Below are 15497 nucleotides of genomic sequence, written 5' to 3' on the forward strand. Positions count from 1 at the left end.
TACCCCAGCTTCTGCAACTGAACCGCAGACTCAGGCGTCATCGCAACCCGATTCTCACCCTCATATATCTCTCTTGGTGTGCCTATTTTCACTGGCAATCTCCCGTGGTTCCAAGGCCGAGCAGGTCCTCGGTATTGATTGTTAAGAAAACGTGTATCTCGCGCAATTTTATTTCGCAAGCGCAGCATTTGTTACGTTGTGTCATTGCCGCCCCCTCCTAAACCCAGCGCCGTGTCTTGCGTTCGTAGCGGGCGAAATCAGCGCGAAAGGTGCGGCGCAGCCGGTCTTCTTCGGGCAGAATGAAGCGCCGCTCCAACACCCAGACAAAGATCGGGACAAGGGCAAGCGACACGACCGCGTCGAACCGCAGGATCAGCCCTGCCAAAATAAGAACGTCGCCCAGATAGATCGGGTTGCGACTGCGTTTGTAGATGCCGGACTGCACCATCGCGCTGGGTGTTCCATGGGGGATGACGGTGGTCTGATGCCGCCGAAACTCGACAACGGCCAGGACCGCCAGAAGGATGCCGCCGCCGATCAGCACTCCGCTGATCAGATCGGTCAGCCCTCCGTCAAGCGACAGACCAAAGCTGAGGAACCGCGCCTGCAGCCAGGCCAGCAGGACAAAACCTGCAAGCCAAACAGGGGGAACATCAATCCAGCGCATTGCGATCCTCGAAAGCTGACGCCACGTAAGGGCACGTGTCGTTTCTGGGCGCTGTCCTATCGTTTTCAGGCCAAAATAGCAAAACCCCAGTATGTCGCATCAATGGACAGGGCGGCGGGGATCGTTTACGCCCAAGGTAACCCGCGACTTTGAAACGAAAAAGTGAGCTGCCATGACTGATTTCGCCGCAACCAAGGCCATGTTCACGCTGCCCGACGGTATGGTTTATCTGGACGGGAACTCTTTGGGGCCTGTACCAAAAGGGGCGGCGGACCGGGTTCAGGCCATGATGTCCGACGAATGGGGCCAGATGCTGATCACGGGCTGGAATAAGGCCGGTTGGATGGGGATGCCGGCGGGTCTGGGCGACCGGATCGGGCGACTGATCGGGGCCGAACCGGGCAGCGTTGTTGTCGGCGACACGTTATCGATCAAGGTTTATCAGGCGGTTGCCTCGGCTTTGGAACTGAACCCGGACCGCCGGGTTGTGCTGTCGGACAATGGCAACTTCCCGTCCGATCTGTATATGGCCGACGGGCTGTTGCGATCGCTCGGCGCGGACTACGAACTGCGCGTGGTTGAGCCCGAACAGGTGGCCGAAGCGATCACGGATGAGATCGCCGTTCTGATGCTGACCGAGGTCGATTACCGCACCGGGCGGATGCATGACATGAAGGCGCTGACCGACCAGGCCCATGCCAAAGGCGTGGTGACGGTTTGGGATCTGGCGCATTCGGCAGGTGCGATCCCGGTGGATCTGGCCGGGTGCAATGCCGATTTCGCCGTGGGTTGCACGTATAAATATCTCAACGGCGGACCGGGCGCGCCTGCCTTTATCTACGTCGCGCCGCGCCTTTCAGACCAGGTGCGCCCGGCCTTGTCCGGCTGGTTGGGGCACGAGGCCCCTTTCGCCTTTGATCTGGACTATCGCCCCGGTGCCGGGATCGAACGGATGCGGGTCGGGACTCCGCCGGTTATTCAGATGACCGCCCTGTCGGCAGCGATGGACATCTGGGACATGACCGAGATGGTGGATGTTCGCACCAAGTCCATTGAACTGACCCAACGCTTCATTGCCGGCGTCGAGGCCACCTGCCCCGATCTGGAACTTGCCAGCCCCCGTGATCCGGCCCAGCGCGGCAGCCAGATCTCATTCCGGTTCTCCGACGGTTATGCCGCGATGCAGGCGCTTATTGCCCGTGGCGTGATCGGAGATTTCCGGGCCCCGGACATCATGCGCTTTGGGTTCACTCCGCTTTATATCGATGAAGGGGACGTGGATCGGGCCGTCGAAATTCTGGCGGATATCATGAGCAACCGGCTTTGGGACCGGCCCGAGTACAAGATCCGCCAGCGGGTTACTTGACCTCCAACCCAGCCCCGATCAACGCCGCCAACTGGGCAATGCGCTGTTCAAAATCCTGGGCACTGGATGAGGTCAGCTTGATGCCCTTCAGGCTTGCTGTAATGGTCGTGGCCGTCTCATGCGGCGCGGCGAAGATTTGCGCGCGGCCTTCGGCTTGCATCCTGGTCAGCCAGGCGGCGAAAAGATCGGTCAGATCTGCTTCACCTTGTTCGACAATGTCGGTCGACATGGATTTGGTCGTATCCAGCATTTCGACCCCATGGGGCGAGGCCAGAATAGCCGCCATACCATCCATTTGTGCCCTGACCGCTGACGCAAGGACGTCCGAAACCGATCCTTCGACCGCCAGAGCCTTGGCCACGGCGGCAATCTTCTCTGCGTAATGCAGTTGCGTCAGCTCGCGAACAATCGCCTCTTTGTTCTTGTAGTGCAGATAGACAGCAGGACGGGACATTCCAGCGCCGCGCGCTATGTCATCCATCGAGGTCTTGCGGAAGCCATAGCTGGAAAACGCCTGAAACGCCGAGTCCAGGATGGCCTTTTGCCGCTTGTCTTCACTTGAATCCTTCATTTCCGAAGCTCTGACAGTTTTCGTCTATTTTGTCAATTGACACACTGACACTTTTCACCAATTATGTCAGAAACTGCCACAGCGAGCGAGAGGTGTGCCATGGCGACCACCCTGAAAATCAACGGAACAGCGCATCAGGTTGACCTGCCTGATGACGTCCCCCTGCTTTGGGTTTTGCGGGACGAGGTCGGCCTGACCGGCACCAAATTCGGCTGCGGCGTGGCCGCCTGCGGGGCCTGCACGGTTCATATCGATGGCGAGGCTGTTCGATCCTGTCAGGTCGCCCTGTCTGATGTCTGGGGCGATGTGACCACGATCGAAGGCATCGGCAGCCCCACGGCGATGTCGGCGATCCAGCAGGCTTGGGTTGACCATCAGGTGGCGCAATGCGGCTATTGCCAGTCCGGGCAGATCATGCAGGCGGCGGCATTGCTGGCCGAAAACCCCTCGCCCACGGACACTGACATTGACGAGGCGATGCAGGGCAACCTGTGCCGCTGTGGCACCTACCCCCGCATTCGTGCAGCGATCCACGACGCTGCTGGCAAGTTGAAGGAGGCGTAAGTTATGGGCAAAGTTGGAAAAATCCTGCGCCGCACCTTCCTGATCGGGTCTGCCGCAATTGTTGGCGGCGTGGCCTTCGGGGCCTATTACGTCACCCGGCCCGCCGCCAACCCGCTGAAACCCGGCGACGGCGAGGCCGCGCTGAACCCGTTCATCCTGATCGACCAGAACGGCGTGACGCTGTTTGCCCCCCGCGCCGAAATGGGACAGGGCGTGCAAACCACCTGGGCCGCGTTGATTGCCGAGGAACTGGACGTCGATCTGGACCAGATCACCGTTCTGCACGGCCCTGCAGCGGCGGCCTATTACAACTCGGCCCTGATTGGCGAAGGTCTGCCCAACAAGGGCTACGATATCTCGAATTTCCAGCACAACCTGGGCGAGGCTCTGGGCGTTCTGGGCAGAACACTCAGCCTGCAGGTCACCGGCGGTTCGACCTCGATGAAGGACGGATTCGAACGGATGCGTCAGGCCGGGGCATCGGCGCGTGAGACGCTGAAACGGGCTGCGGCGGACCGGCTGGGCGTTGATCCTTCGCAGTTGCAAACCGCTTCGGGCCATGTGATCGCCCCCAATGGCGACAAGATCGCCTATACCGAGCTTGCGATGGACGCCGCCGGTTTGGAGCCGGTCGAGGTGCCCCTGCGCGATCCGTCCGAATGGCGTTATCTGGGTCAGACCCAGCCACGTCTGGATATGGTGGAAAAGGCCACCGGCACCGCTGAATTCGGCGTCGATGTGCGCCTGCCCGGCATGAAATTCGCCGCCGTTCGTATGAACCCCAAACTGGGCGGAGCGATGAACGGCTTTGATGACAGCACCGCAAAATCCATGCCCGGCGTCGAACAGATCGTCGATCTGGGCACCGGCGTTGCGGTCATTGCCAACAACACCTGGCTCGCCAATCAGGCGGTCGAGGCCATCGAGGTCGACTGGGGCGACGCCCCTTACCCACCCGACACCGATGGCATTTTCGCCAAGATCGCCGAGGCCTTTGACGACTCACCGAACTCGACCATGCGCGACGACGGCGATGTCAGCGTCACCCCCGAAGGCGCAACCGAGATCACGGCGGAATACCAGCTGCCCTACCTTGCCCACGCGACGATGGAGCCGATGAACGCCACTGCGCTTTACACCGGAGACGCGCTGGAACTGTGGTGCGGCAACCAGGCCCCGACCCTGATCCAGTTCCGCGTCGCCAACACTGCTGGGCTTGAGACCGAGCAGGTGCAGATTCACACCACCTATCTGGGTGGCGGATTCGGTCGGCGCGGAGAGCTGGACTTTGGCGAGATCGCCACCAAGGTTGCCATGGCCATGCCCGGAACCCCGGTGCAAACCACCTGGAGCCGCGAAGAAGACATGCGCCACGACTATTTCCGCCCCGGCGCTATCGCCCGGATGCGGGGCGCGGTTCAGGACGGCAAGGCAGTTCTGATCGACGGTCAAGTGGCGGCACAATCCTGCACGCAGCAGGCGGTCGGGCGCTACACCGGCCTTCCCGGCGCGGGTCCGGACAAGGTGCTGGTCGAAGGGTTCTTTAACCAGCCCTACGCCGTTCCGAACTATCGCATGAGCGGCCATATCGCCGGTCTGAATGTCCCCGTGGGCTTCTGGCGCTCGGTCGGGAACAGCCATAACGGGTTTTTTCATGAAACCTTCATGGACGAACTGGCCCACGCCGCTGGCCGCGATCCGCTGGAATTCCGGCTGGAGTTGATGAAGGGTGAACATGCACCCTCGGCCGGTTGCCTGGAAGCAGTGAAAGAAATGTCCGGCTGGACGGGTCAAACACCCAACGGCGTCGGGCGCGGCGTGGCCTTTACCTACAGCTTCGGAACACCTGTGGCTCAGGTCATCGAAGTGGTCGACGAAGACGGCACCATCCGCATCAACAAGGCGTGGATCGCCTGCGACATGGGGCTGGCGCTGGACCCGGAAAACGTCAAGGCCCAGATGTTTGGCGGCATGATGTATGGCCTGTCGGCGGCCTGTTACGGCGAGATCACCTTTGCCGAAGGCGAGGTCGAGCAGTACAACTTCCCCGACTACGACGCGATCCGCATGCACACAGCACCGCAGGTCGAGGTGCGCGTGCTGGAAACCAACCGTCATATGGGCGGCGCGGGCGAGCCCGGCACGCCCCCCTCAATGCCAGCACTAGGCAACGCACTGTTCGACCTGACCGGCGAACGCGCCCGCACCCTGCCGTTGATGAAGCAGTTCAATCTGCTGATCTGAGCGAACACCCCGCTCCTGTCCGTACAGGGCCGGGGATCAATCTGCCCTCGACACAGTCAGAAATTGACCGACAGGAAGATGGATGCCTCGGTCGCATCCAAATCATCCTCGAACAGACCCAGATACCCCAGGGTGGCTTCCAGGAAAACGGCCTCGCTGGCTCTTCCCCGTACACCGATACGCGTAGCCCATGTCACATCTGACTGCGATGTTGCGCTGACCCCAATTTCGTCCCGCTCGAACCAATAGGTTGCGCTGAGCGACGCAAACGGAGATACAACGGACCGCGACGTGACAAACGGCCTGCTCACCTCCAACTCCGGCGTCAGGGCACTGTATCTGACTTTGGCAACCTCGCCGATTATGTTGGTAGGCTGGCCCAGAACCGTGCCGGTCAGATCGTAATCTTCAGCACTGTAATTATAGTAATCAAAGGCAATAGATGGCCTGATCAGATATGGTCCGGCCTCGTATTGGCCAATAGCTTCCAGATTGGCGCGCCATCGCGTACGGTCGAAATCGCCGCTCAGCTCAAGCACACCGACATCTGTTGAAAACTCGCCGAACGTTGCCAAGCCATTGAGGACCCATCGGTCTGACATGCGCCAGGCGAAATAGGGACCGGCCGCGAATCCTTGGGTGTCTTGCGTGAACTGGCCTTCAAAACCTTCGACATCAATACTTTCCATCTCGACCTGAAAGCCAATCACCAGATCCTCTCGTACCAGCCGATCGATACCAGCAGCGAAATACCTGTCATTGACATCAACCTCATTGACGCCGCGCGTATCCTCGATTTCCGTGTAGGAGAAATCCGTCCAGACGTTCCATGGCGATGGCGGCGCAAGATCCCGGCCTTCCGTCAATGGCGGCCCGGCAACAATAGGAACAACTTGAGGGTCACATAGCGCGGAATCCAGCTTGCCTGTCGCCGCGTTTACACATTCCGCTCGGGCAACGCCGGTTCCACCACCAGATGAGCCGGGCTGCGTACGCGGCACAACGACCGCTGTCGACCCACCTCCGGGAAACCCGCCAGATCCGCCAGAACTCCCCGCGAAACCACCCGTTCCGCCGCTGCTGCCAGTGCCACCGCTGCTGCTACCAGTGCCGCCACCGCTGCTGCTGCCGGTGCCGCCGCTGCTGCCACCGGTTCCACCACTACTACTGCCGCCGCCAAAGCCGCCGCTTCCGCCGCCAAAGCCGCCACCGCTGCTTCCGCCACCGAAGCCACCACTGCCGCCACCGGTTCCACCACTGCTGCCGCCGGAACCGCCGCTACCGTTCCCTCCACCGGACCCGCCGTTGCTGCCACCAGAGCTACCGCCACCACCGGGCAAGCTCCAATTTCTTTGTTGGTTTTGAGTGTCGATCAAACAATCGCGACCGTTTGGGGCTCCGCCTACCTCGAACAGCCGATGCACGCCGCCGTTTCCGTTCGACACAAAAGGTGAAAAACTCAGATGAACGCCACTGCGTGACCTGCTCCATGTATCGACCGTTGTGTTGCGCTGCGCGGCTTCAAGACGGAAATTTCCTTGCCCTGTCGCGGATAGCCAAACGGATGACGCCGAGTTCGGGGTGCGACCGATATAAAGTAACTCACCCAAAGAACCGCATTGCTGCGCCGCTACATCAGCGGCAATTCCAAAAGTCGCAAAACACGCGGCCATAAAAAGACCAGAGTACCGCCGCATCCGCTTTAAAGGTCGTCGCATATCAGGCCCCAAAGTTGCGTTTCGGGCAAACGGCCCAAGGCAAAGCACGATGGCCCAAGCCTCTCAGGCGCAAACACGGCCAGGCAAGCCAAATTGGCTACAATAAAATCTAAATTTGAGAATGTGGCGGATATGCAAACGCCCGATGCGTATCAGGCCGATTTCTGAAAGGCACCTGTTTTGCGGCCGCAACTCCACAAGTGTACAGCCGCCCCAAAGGCTTCGAACAACGGGCGCGACACCGGATCGTTGACCGCATCCCATTCCGGATGCCACTGCACGGACAGCGTAAAGCCCGGCGCATCCTTGATATACATCGCTTCTGGCGTGCCATCCGGTGCGTGACCATCGATCACAACCCGCTGGCCGACGGTCTTGATCCCCTGCCCGTGCAACGTATTGGTCATCACCTCGGAAGCACCAAACAGGTCGTGGAAAACGCCACGTTCGGTCAGCGTCACCACATGGCGCAAGGCGAATTTCTCCTCCAGCGTACCATCCGGCGGCATCCGGTGGTTCATCCGGCCCGGCAGGTCCCGGATCTCGGGATACAGCGTACCGCCCATGGCCACGTTGACCTCCTGAAACCCGCGGCAAATGCCCAAGAAAGGCTGACCACGCTCTACACAGGCGCGCACCAGCGGCAAGGTGATCGCATCCCGCGCCCGGTCGAAATCGCCATGGGCGTCGGTTGCGGGCTCGCCATATTCCTCGGGGTGCACGTTGGGGCGACCACCGGTCAGCAGAAACCCGTCACATGTCTCAAGCAGCTCATCGACTGAGACAAACCGCGGATCCGCCGGGATCAGCAGTGGCAAACAGTCCGAGACATTGGCCACGGCATCCGAATTCATCGTCCCGCCCGCATGGGTCGGGTATTGATCATTCATCAGGTAAGAGTTGCCAATGATGCCTACGACGGGCCGCGCCATTCCAATGTCCTTGCTGTTGCACTGATTGGAATGGACGCTAACGGCAGACTTGGGAACGTGCAACAGAACACGCCCTGCATGACAGCGCAACGCAATGTTCAACTGCGCACAAGCGTAACCATGCGACCGGTTGATCAGATCTCCCCGGTCAACCCGGCGGCCTCGATCCCGGCCATGCCCGCCACGGCGTCGTTGTCCGAGGTATCGCCGGTCACGCCAACCGCGCCAATCACAGCGCCCTTCTTGTCCCGCAACAGAATGCCGCCCGGCACAGGAATGACCTGACCGCCATAGGCGCCGTTCACCGAGGCCATGAAATAGGCCTGCGCCTCGGCCCGTTGCATCTGCGCCGTCCCCGCCATGCCCAGCATGACCGAACCATAGGCCTTGCCCTGCGCAATCGCGAACCGACCGGGGGCCGCGCCATCCTCGCGCTCAAAAGCAATGACATGGCCGCCCGCGTCCAGAACCACAACGGACAGAGGCTTCAGCTCCATCTCATGCCCCTTTTCCAGAGCCTTACGAATGATGGTGCGCGCCTTGCGCAAGGAAATGCCCATACCTGATCCCTTTCATCTGGCCAAAAATATCATTGGGGACACGAGGGGGCAGACAGCCCCCTCGTTCCCGCCATTGCCGCCTAGCCCCGGCTGGCTTTGAATTCCAACCGCCGCGCATGCAGAACCGGCTCGGTATAGCCCGAAGGCTGAATGCGGCCCTTGAAAACCAGATCGCAAGCGGCCTGGAAAGCAACACCGTCGAAGCCGGGTGCCATGGGAACATAGGCCACATCATCCGCGTTTTGGCGATCCACCACGGCAGCCATCTTCCGCATCGCCGCCATGACCTGTTCTTCGCTCACCACGTCGTGGTGCAACCAGTTGGCCAGTGCCTGAGACGAAATCCGACAGGTCGCACGGTCCTCCATCAGGCCGATATCGTTGATATCCGGCACTTTCGAACAGCCCACACCCTGATCGACCCAGCGTACCACATAGCCCAGAATACCCTGCGCGTTGTTCTCGATCTCGCGGGTGATCTCATCCGCGCTCAGGTTGCGCCCACCCAGCAGCGGGATGGTCAGCAGATCCTCCAGCGTGCCACGGGGTCCACCAGCGGCCAGTTCGTCCTGACGGTCCAGGACACTGACTTTATGATAATGCGTCGCGTGCAGGGTCGCGGCAGTTGGTGACGGCACCCAGGCGCAGGTGGCACCGGATTGCGGATGGCCGATCTTGGCCTCCAGCATGTCGCCCATCCGATCCGGCATCGCCCACATGCCCTTACCGATCTGTGCTTTGCCTTTCAGGCCGCAGGCCAGGCCGATATCGACATTGCGATCCTCATAGGACGCAATCCACGGCGTGTTCTTGATGTCGCCTTTCGGCAGCATCGGGCCAGCCTCCATCGAGGTGTGGATCTCATCCCCCGTCCGATCAAGGAACCCGGTATTGATGAAGGCCACCCGCGATTTCGCAGCCCGAATACACTCGCCAAGGTTCACCGACGTGCGGCGTTCCTCATCCATGATGCCCAGCTTCACCGTATTGCGCGGCAGGCCCAGAATGTCTTCGACCATGTCGAAAATCTCAACCGAGAAGGCCACTTCATCCGGGCCATGCATCTTGGGTTTGACCACATAGACCGACCCTGCGACCGAGTTCCCGCCCTCGCGCTTGAGGTCATGCATCGCGATCAGCGTAGTGCAGAGCGCATCCATCAGCCCTTCACCGATCTCGTTCCCCTCACCGTCCAGTACGGCGGGGTTGGTCATCAGGTGACCTACATTGCGCACCAACATCAGCGAGCGGCCCTTCAGCGTTGCCTGCTCTCCCCCAGCGGTGGTGTAACCCACGTCGACCGCCAATTTACGGGTAAAGGTCTTGCCGCCCTTTGTGACCTCTTCGGTCAGGTCGCCCTTCATCAGACCCAGCCAGTTGCTATAGGCCACCACCTTGTCCGCCGCATCGACACAGGCGACCGAGTCCTCGCAGTCCATGATCGTGGACAACGCAGATTCCAGACGCATATCCGCGATCCCGGCAGGGTCCGTCGCCCCGATATTGCTGGTTGGGTCGATCATGATCTGAATGTGCAGGCCGTTGTTCTTCAGCAGCACAAATTTGGGAGCGTCCGCAGCGCCACCAAAGCCCACAAAGCCCGCCGGGTTGGCCAGAGCGGGCACCAGCGTACCGCCCGCAACACGCGGGCCGGTAACATCCGCCCACGACCCTTCGGCCAGTGGCACGGCGTCATCCAGAAACGACTTGGCCCAGGCGATCACGCGGGCGCCGCGCTCGGTATCGTACCCGCCACCTCCGGGCAGATCGCCCATCGCGTCGGTGCCGTACAGCGCATCATAGAGGCTGCCCCATCGCGCATTGGCGGCGTTCAGCGCAAAGCGGGCGTTGGTGATCGGCACCACCAGCTGCGGGCCGGGGGTCAGCGCGATCTCGGGATCGACATTGGTGGTTTCGATCTGAAACGCCGCGCCGTCTTCGACCAGATAGCCGATCTCGCGCAGGAAAGCCTGATAGGCGGCGGCGTCATGATCCTGACCGATATTCGCCAGATGCCAGCCGTCGATACGGCCCTGAATCTCGTTGCGTTTGGCCAGCAGCGCCTTGTTCTTCGGCCCCAACTCTTCGACCATTCGGGACAGGCCGGACCAGAATGTTTCCGGCGACACACCCGTTCCCGGCAGCGCCTGACCCTCGATAAAACCTGTCAACTCTGCGGAGATCTGCAGGCCGCTCCGGGTTTCTCTGCTGCTCATCTACCATTTCTCCCGCTTTTGTACGCCACTGTATGCCGTCCTCAATTAGGACGGATGTTTCCGATAGGCAACTCTTGTTGGGAAATTCATCCCCCAAACCCACCACACGCACCAGATCAAACCGAAACCCGAGCCCCGGATGGCCGACGCCACCCCGCTTGCAGCCCGGCGGCGCAGCCCCTAACGTCGCGCCAGACACGAACCGATGCGAGGCCCCCGATGCGCGACGCCGCCCCCACAACGATCTATCTGAAAGACTATGCGCCCTTCGGCTATCTGGTGGACAATGTGCATCTGACTTTTGATCTGGCTGATCACGCCACCCGCGTCACCTCGCGCATTGCATTCCGGCCAAACCCCGAGGCCACCGACCGCACGTTTTTCCTGCATGGCGAAGACCTGACCCTGATCCGCGCCGCCATTGACGGTGTCGATGTCACGCCCAAACTCACCGACAAGGGTCTGACCGCCGCTGCCCCGAATGCTCCATTCATCTGGGAATCCGAGGTTGAGATCGACCCCGGCAACAACACCGCGCTGGAAGGGCTGTATATGTCGAACGGCATGTACTGCACGCAATGCGAGGCCGAAGGGTTTCGCAAGATCACCTATTACCCCGACCGCCCCGACGTGATGTCCACCTTCACCGTACGCATCAATGGCGACCTGCCTGTGCTGCTGTCCAACGGCAATCCGTCCGGCAAGGGCGAAGGTTGGGCCGAATGGACCGACCCATGGCCCAAGCCCGCATACCTGTTCGCGCTGGTAGCAGGAGACCTGATCGCGCATTCCGACCGTTTCACCACCATGTCGGGCCGCGACGTGGATCTGAACCTCTGGGTCCGCCCCGGCGACGAAGGCAAATGCGCCTTTGGCATGGAAGCCCTGAAAAAGTCGATGAAATGGGACGAGGACGTCTATGGCCGCGAATACGATCTGGATGTGTTCAACATCGTCGCCGTGGACGATTTCAACATGGGCGCGATGGAGAACAAGGGACTGAACATCTTCAACTCCTCGGCCGTTCTGGCCAGCCCGGAAACCTCGACCGATGTGAATTTCGAACGGATCGAGGCGATCATCGCGCATGAGTATTTCCACAACTGGACCGGCAACCGCATCACCTGCCGCGACTGGTTTCAGCTGTGCCTGAAAGAGGGGCTGACAGTGTTTCGTGACGCCCAATTCACGTCCGACATGCGTTCGGCCCCGGTGAAGCGCATCCACGACGCCATCGACCTGCGCGCGCGGCAATTCCCCGAGGATAACGGGCCGCTGTCACATCCGGTGAGACCAGAAAGCTTTCAGGAAATTAACAACTTCTACACCGCGACCGTCTATGAGAAAGGCGCCGAGGTGATCGGCATGCTGAAACGGCTGGTTGGCGACGAAGCCTACGCCAAGGCGCTGGACCTGTATTTCGACCGCCATGACGGGCAGGCCTGCACCATCGAGGATTGGATCAAGGTGTTCGAGGACACAACAGGCCGCGATCTGACCCAGTTCAAGCGCTGGTACAGCCAATCCGGAACGCCTCGGGTATCGGTTGCCGAACATTGGGAAGATGGCGCCTATACCCTGACGTTGCGCCAGCGCACCGAACCCACGCCGGGTCAGGACACCAAAGAACCGCAGGTGATCCCCGTCGCCGTGGGCCTGCTTGGCCCCAATGGCGATGAGGTCCGCGCAACCGAGGTGCTAGAACTGACCGAGGCCGAGCAGAGTTTTACCTTGACCGGTCTGGCGGCCAAACCCGTGCCCTCGATCCTGCGCGATTTCTCGGCCCCGGTGATCTTGGAACAAGATCACTCGAATGCCGAACGGGCGTTTCTGCTGGCCCATGATACCGACCCGTTCAACCGCTGGCAGGCGGGGCGCGCGCTGGCCGAGGATACGTTGCTGCGGATGATCTCGGATGAGGCGGTGCCGGATGCCGATTACCTGGATGGTTTGCTGGCGGTGTTACGCGATGGCGATCTGGACCCGGCCTACCGCGCGTTGATGCTGGGCCTGCCCACGCAATCCGAACTGGCGGCGGCTTTGTATGAACGGGCCGAGACGCCCGACCCGATGGCAATCTGGACCGCGACCGAGACCCTGCGGCAGGCCACAGCACAGCATCTGCAAGACCTGCTGCCCCGCCTGCACAGCGAGGCTTTGGTGGACACGCCCTACAAGCCGGATGCGGAACAATCCGGCAAGCGCGCGCTGGGAGGTGCGGCTTTGGCCCTAACCACGCGGTTGGACGGCGGCGCGATGGCGGCAGAGGCCTATGCCCAATCGGACAACATGACCCTGCAACTTTCGGCCCTGTCCTGCCTGTTGCGCGCCCGCAAGGGCGAGGCCGAATTGGCCGCGTTCTATGATCAGTGGCAGCATGACCGTCTGGTGATTGACAAATGGTTCGGCCTGCAAGTCGCGATGGCCGCGCCCGAGGCAACGCCAAAAACCGCCCAAACGCTAACACAGCACGCTGATTTCAATTGGAAAAACCCCAACCGCTTCCGCGCTGTGATGGGCGGGCTGGCGATGAACCATGCCGGGTTTCATCAGGCCGATGGCGCAGGGTATCGCTTGCTGGCCGATTGGCTCATTCGCCTGGACCCGGTGAATCCACAGACCACCGCGCGCATGTGTTCGGCCTTCCAGACCTGGAGGCGATACGACGCAGACCGTCAGGACCTGATCCGCGCGCATCTGACCCGCATTTCCGAGGCACCAGACCTGTCACGCGACACGACCGAGATGGTGTCGCGCATTCTGGGCGCATGACGACCTACACGTTCACGCGGCACAACCGGAATCCACGCACGATCCTGATTCTGATCGGCGTCTATGCCGCTTTGCTGTCGCTGATCATCCTGTTTGACGCGGTGTGGTGGATCGTTGGGTTGCTGTCCCTTGCGACCTTGCCCGCCATCTGGGACGTCGTTCAGGACAGCAGCGCCGGCGTTCAACTGGATCAGCATCGCCTGCGCTGGTTTTCAGGCAAAAGACAGGGCGAAATGGCCTTGGATGAAATCCAATACATCCGCTTTGACACGCGCTGGGATTTCTCGGTCCGCGTCTCACTGGTTCTGCACTCGGACAAAAAGGTCCGCCTGCCGGATGAGTCGATTCCACCGCATCGCGCATTCGAAACCGTGCTGGAACAGGCCGGTTTTCGCGTCAAACGCCACCATTTTACCGTTTTCTGAAACGATCCGTGCAACAATGCAAGATTGCGCAGAATTCATAAAAGGTAACGAGCATTTAACTTGAAATAGCCGCAGTTTCCGGCCAATTTTGAGTCGTACGTTACCAGTTTTTAAGTTTTCGAGTTCTACCATGTTCTGGTTTGCACGGGCGCTTTCTGCCCGATTGACAGCTTCCAAACCCCAAACCGCGTCTGATTTCAGCGCAACGTCCGCCTTGGCTGCGGCCTTGCCCGAGCAGGGTCAGCTGAATATTCCCGTCGCCAAATTGGGCCCCGAGGACATGGTCGGGCGCGAAACGATCGAGCGTGGCCGCCATCTGGCGCGTCAGGATCGTTGGTCTGAACTGTCCAAGGAAATGCGTGCCGCTGATGACGCGCGCAAGACGGCCCCGGACGGGATGCCAATCGCCGATCTTTTGGCCTTTGGCGCGCGTTCCGACGTGGTGCTGGCGGCAGAACATGCCCTGTCCGACGGCAAACCGATTTCGGATTACGACCTTCTGGGTGGCATTTCAGATCTGGAATCCGAATTGCGCGACAATCCCGACGACCCGATGATCGCTCTGGTCGTGGCGCTGGCCCATATCGACATCGCATGGGCGTGGCGCGGAAACGCGGCGGATGCGACCCTGCCGCCGCTGCATCGGTCGCGCTGTGCGGCGCATTTCGACCGGGCGGCGCAAATCCTGCCGGATTGCAAAGCCGCCGCCCCCAACAGCCCGCTGATCGCGGCTGCGGCATGTGCCTTGCTGGCCGGTCAACGCAAGGCGACGGCGCGGGTTGCGGATGAATATGAACGCCTGATCACCTTGGACCCGAATAATCAGCGCCACATGCGCGCGATGGGCAGTCACCTGCTGCCCCGTTGGTTTGGAAGTTATGAGGAACTGGAAATTCAGGCCCTGCGCAACGCTGCCCGGACCCATAAGACATGGGGCGCAGGTGGTTATACCTGGGTTCAGTTCGACGCCATCGCGCTGGACGAAGAGGCCTGCGCGCGGTTGGATGTCGAGTATTTCCTGGAAGGTCTGCGGGATATCCTGCAACGGCGACCCGATCAGCAGATGGTCAACATGCTGTCCGCCTATTGCGCGATCACGCTGCAAAACGGGCTGGGCCTGAACGAACAGGCCGATCTGGTGCGCAGCCAGATGCGCGAGGCTGCAAACTGGCTGATCCGCGATCACCTGACCGAGCTTCACCCGCTGATCTGGGCCCATGCGGCGGCCGGATTTAACAACTCGGTCCGCATCAACTCACCCGAGCGGTTCGCCGCGCGCGGACAGCGCGATGCTTTGCGAGCGATTGGCGATTTCTTCCGGGATGAGCTGGGCAGCGGCAAGGATGTGACCTTCACTCCGACCGGCCTGCGGTTTTCGCAGCACTGAATCGCGCCTTCCCCCTTGCCCCTTTGGCGCGCCGGGCATAATACGCTGGTCTAGATTTCTGCGGATATGAGGCGC

At 60.8% G+C, this 15497-nt stretch carries 13 protein-coding genes; 6 read left to right on the forward strand and 7 right to left on the reverse strand.

Annotated elements, in window-relative coordinates; all coding sequences use genetic code 11:
• Nucleotides 1-217 precede the first annotated feature (217 nt).
• On the reverse strand, nucleotides 218-667 hold the full coding sequence (locus ACR0LW_RS17435) for a methyltransferase family protein (protein ID WP_170452009.1): 450 nt from the start codon (nucleotides 665-667) through the stop codon (nucleotides 218-220).
• Nucleotides 668-839: 172 nt separating this feature from the next.
• Between ACR0LW_RS17435 and kynU the strand changes: the two genes are divergently transcribed.
• On the forward strand, nucleotides 840-2033 hold the full coding sequence (kynU, locus tag ACR0LW_RS17440) for a kynureninase (RefSeq protein WP_480883589.1): 1194 nt from the start codon (nucleotides 840-842) through the stop codon (nucleotides 2031-2033).
• Here the strand turns inward: kynU and ACR0LW_RS17445 are convergent.
• Complete coding sequence (locus tag ACR0LW_RS17445) at nucleotides 2026-2604, reverse strand: TetR/AcrR family transcriptional regulator (protein ID WP_480883591.1); 579 nt, start codon at nucleotides 2602-2604, stop codon at nucleotides 2026-2028. The genes kynU and ACR0LW_RS17445 overlap by 8 nt on opposite strands.
• A 99-nt stretch (nucleotides 2605-2703) precedes the next feature.
• Between ACR0LW_RS17445 and ACR0LW_RS17450 the strand changes: the two genes are divergently transcribed.
• Together ACR0LW_RS17450 and ACR0LW_RS17455 are read left to right on the forward strand one after the other, a co-directional pair.
• Complete coding sequence (locus tag ACR0LW_RS17450; protein WP_480883593.1) at nucleotides 2704-3168, forward strand: (2Fe-2S)-binding protein; 465 nt, start codon at nucleotides 2704-2706, stop codon at nucleotides 3166-3168.
• Nucleotides 3169-3171: 3 nt separating this feature from the next.
• On the forward strand, nucleotides 3172-5412 hold the full coding sequence (locus ACR0LW_RS17455) for a xanthine dehydrogenase family protein molybdopterin-binding subunit (protein WP_480883595.1): 2241 nt from the start codon (nucleotides 3172-3174) through the stop codon (nucleotides 5410-5412).
• A 56-nt stretch (nucleotides 5413-5468) separates the two neighbouring features.
• Here the strand turns inward: ACR0LW_RS17455 and ACR0LW_RS17460 are convergent, their stop codons facing one another.
• The 5 genes from ACR0LW_RS17460 to ACR0LW_RS17480 all read right to left on the reverse strand — a co-directional run bounded on the left by ACR0LW_RS17460 (nucleotide 5469) and on the right by ACR0LW_RS17480 (nucleotide 10838).
• The gene (locus ACR0LW_RS17460; protein ID WP_480883597.1) at nucleotides 5469-6413 is read right to left on the reverse strand and encodes an autotransporter outer membrane beta-barrel domain-containing protein; all 945 of its coding nucleotides are present in this window, start codon (nucleotides 6411-6413) and stop codon (nucleotides 5469-5471) included.
• Nucleotides 6350-6742, reverse strand: a complete 393-nt coding sequence (locus ACR0LW_RS17465) for a hypothetical protein (protein WP_480883599.1) — start codon at nucleotides 6740-6742, stop codon at nucleotides 6350-6352. Before ACR0LW_RS17465 ends, ACR0LW_RS17460 begins: the two co-directional genes overlap by 64 nt.
• A gap of 540 nt (nucleotides 6743-7282) precedes the next feature.
• Nucleotides 7283-8062: a gamma-glutamyl-gamma-aminobutyrate hydrolase family protein gene (locus tag ACR0LW_RS17470; protein WP_170523451.1), complete on the reverse strand. Its 780-nt coding sequence runs from the start codon at nucleotides 8060-8062 to the stop codon at nucleotides 7283-7285.
• A gap of 134 nt (nucleotides 8063-8196) precedes the next feature.
• Nucleotides 8197-8622 carry a heme-binding protein gene (locus ACR0LW_RS17475; protein WP_170452025.1) on the reverse strand — a complete coding sequence of 142 codons (426 nt, stop codon included), beginning with the start codon at nucleotides 8620-8622 and terminating at the stop codon, nucleotides 8197-8199.
• 80 nt (nucleotides 8623-8702) lie between these two features.
• Entirely contained in the window at nucleotides 8703-10838 is a 2136-nt protein-coding gene (locus ACR0LW_RS17480; protein ID WP_480883601.1) for a malate synthase G, read from the reverse strand.
• Nucleotides 10839-11057: 219 nt separating this feature from the next.
• Here ACR0LW_RS17480 and pepN point away from each other — a divergent pair, with 219 nt between their 5' ends.
• The 3 genes from pepN to ACR0LW_RS17495 all read left to right on the forward strand — a co-directional run bounded on the left by pepN (nucleotide 11058) and on the right by ACR0LW_RS17495 (nucleotide 15422).
• Nucleotides 11058-13610, forward strand: a complete 2553-nt coding sequence (gene pepN, locus ACR0LW_RS17485; RefSeq protein ID WP_480883603.1) for an aminopeptidase N — start codon at nucleotides 11058-11060, stop codon at nucleotides 13608-13610.
• Nucleotides 13607-14035 (forward strand): hypothetical protein, encoded by a 429-nt coding sequence (locus ACR0LW_RS17490; protein ID WP_170452031.1) that lies wholly within the window; start codon nucleotides 13607-13609, stop codon nucleotides 14033-14035. The genes pepN and ACR0LW_RS17490 overlap by 4 nt, the downstream gene beginning before the upstream one ends.
• Nucleotides 14036-14198: 163 nt before the next feature.
• Nucleotides 14199-15422 carry a hypothetical protein gene (locus tag ACR0LW_RS17495; protein ID WP_480883605.1) on the forward strand — a complete coding sequence of 408 codons (1224 nt, stop codon included), beginning with the start codon at nucleotides 14199-14201 and terminating at the stop codon, nucleotides 15420-15422.
• Nucleotides 15423-15497: the final 75 nt, after the last annotated feature.

This window comes from Ruegeria sp. N4, from assembly GCF_056531425.1.

What these genes read in the sequence shown, in the direction of transcription:
- ACR0LW_RS17435 (WP_170452009.1), bottom strand. Translation starts at nt 667, where the DNA reads ATGCGCTGGATTGATGTTCCCCCTGTTTGGCTTGCAGGTTTTGTCCTG.
- kynU (WP_480883589.1), top strand. Translation starts at nt 840, where the DNA reads ATGACTGATTTCGCCGCAACCAAGGCCATGTTCACGCTGCCCGACGGT.
- ACR0LW_RS17445 (WP_480883591.1), bottom strand. Translation starts at nt 2,604, where the DNA reads ATGAAGGATTCAAGTGAAGACAAGCGGCAAAAGGCCATCCTGGACTCG.
- ACR0LW_RS17450 (WP_480883593.1), top strand. Translation starts at nt 2,704, where the DNA reads ATGGCGACCACCCTGAAAATCAACGGAACAGCGCATCAGGTTGACCTG.
- ACR0LW_RS17455 (WP_480883595.1), top strand. Translation starts at nt 3,172, where the DNA reads ATGGGCAAAGTTGGAAAAATCCTGCGCCGCACCTTCCTGATCGGGTCT.
- ACR0LW_RS17470 (WP_170523451.1), bottom strand. Translation starts at nt 8,062, where the DNA reads ATGGCGCGGCCCGTCGTAGGCATCATTGGCAACTCTTACCTGATGAAT.
- ACR0LW_RS17475 (WP_170452025.1), bottom strand. Translation starts at nt 8,622, where the DNA reads ATGGGCATTTCCTTGCGCAAGGCGCGCACCATCATTCGTAAGGCTCTG.
- ACR0LW_RS17480 (WP_480883601.1), bottom strand. Translation starts at nt 10,838, where the DNA reads ATGAGCAGCAGAGAAACCCGGAGCGGCCTGCAGATCTCCGCAGAGTTG.
- pepN (WP_480883603.1), top strand. Translation starts at nt 11,058, where the DNA reads ATGCGCGACGCCGCCCCCACAACGATCTATCTGAAAGACTATGCGCCC.
- ACR0LW_RS17490 (WP_170452031.1), top strand. Translation starts at nt 13,607, where the DNA reads ATGACGACCTACACGTTCACGCGGCACAACCGGAATCCACGCACGATC.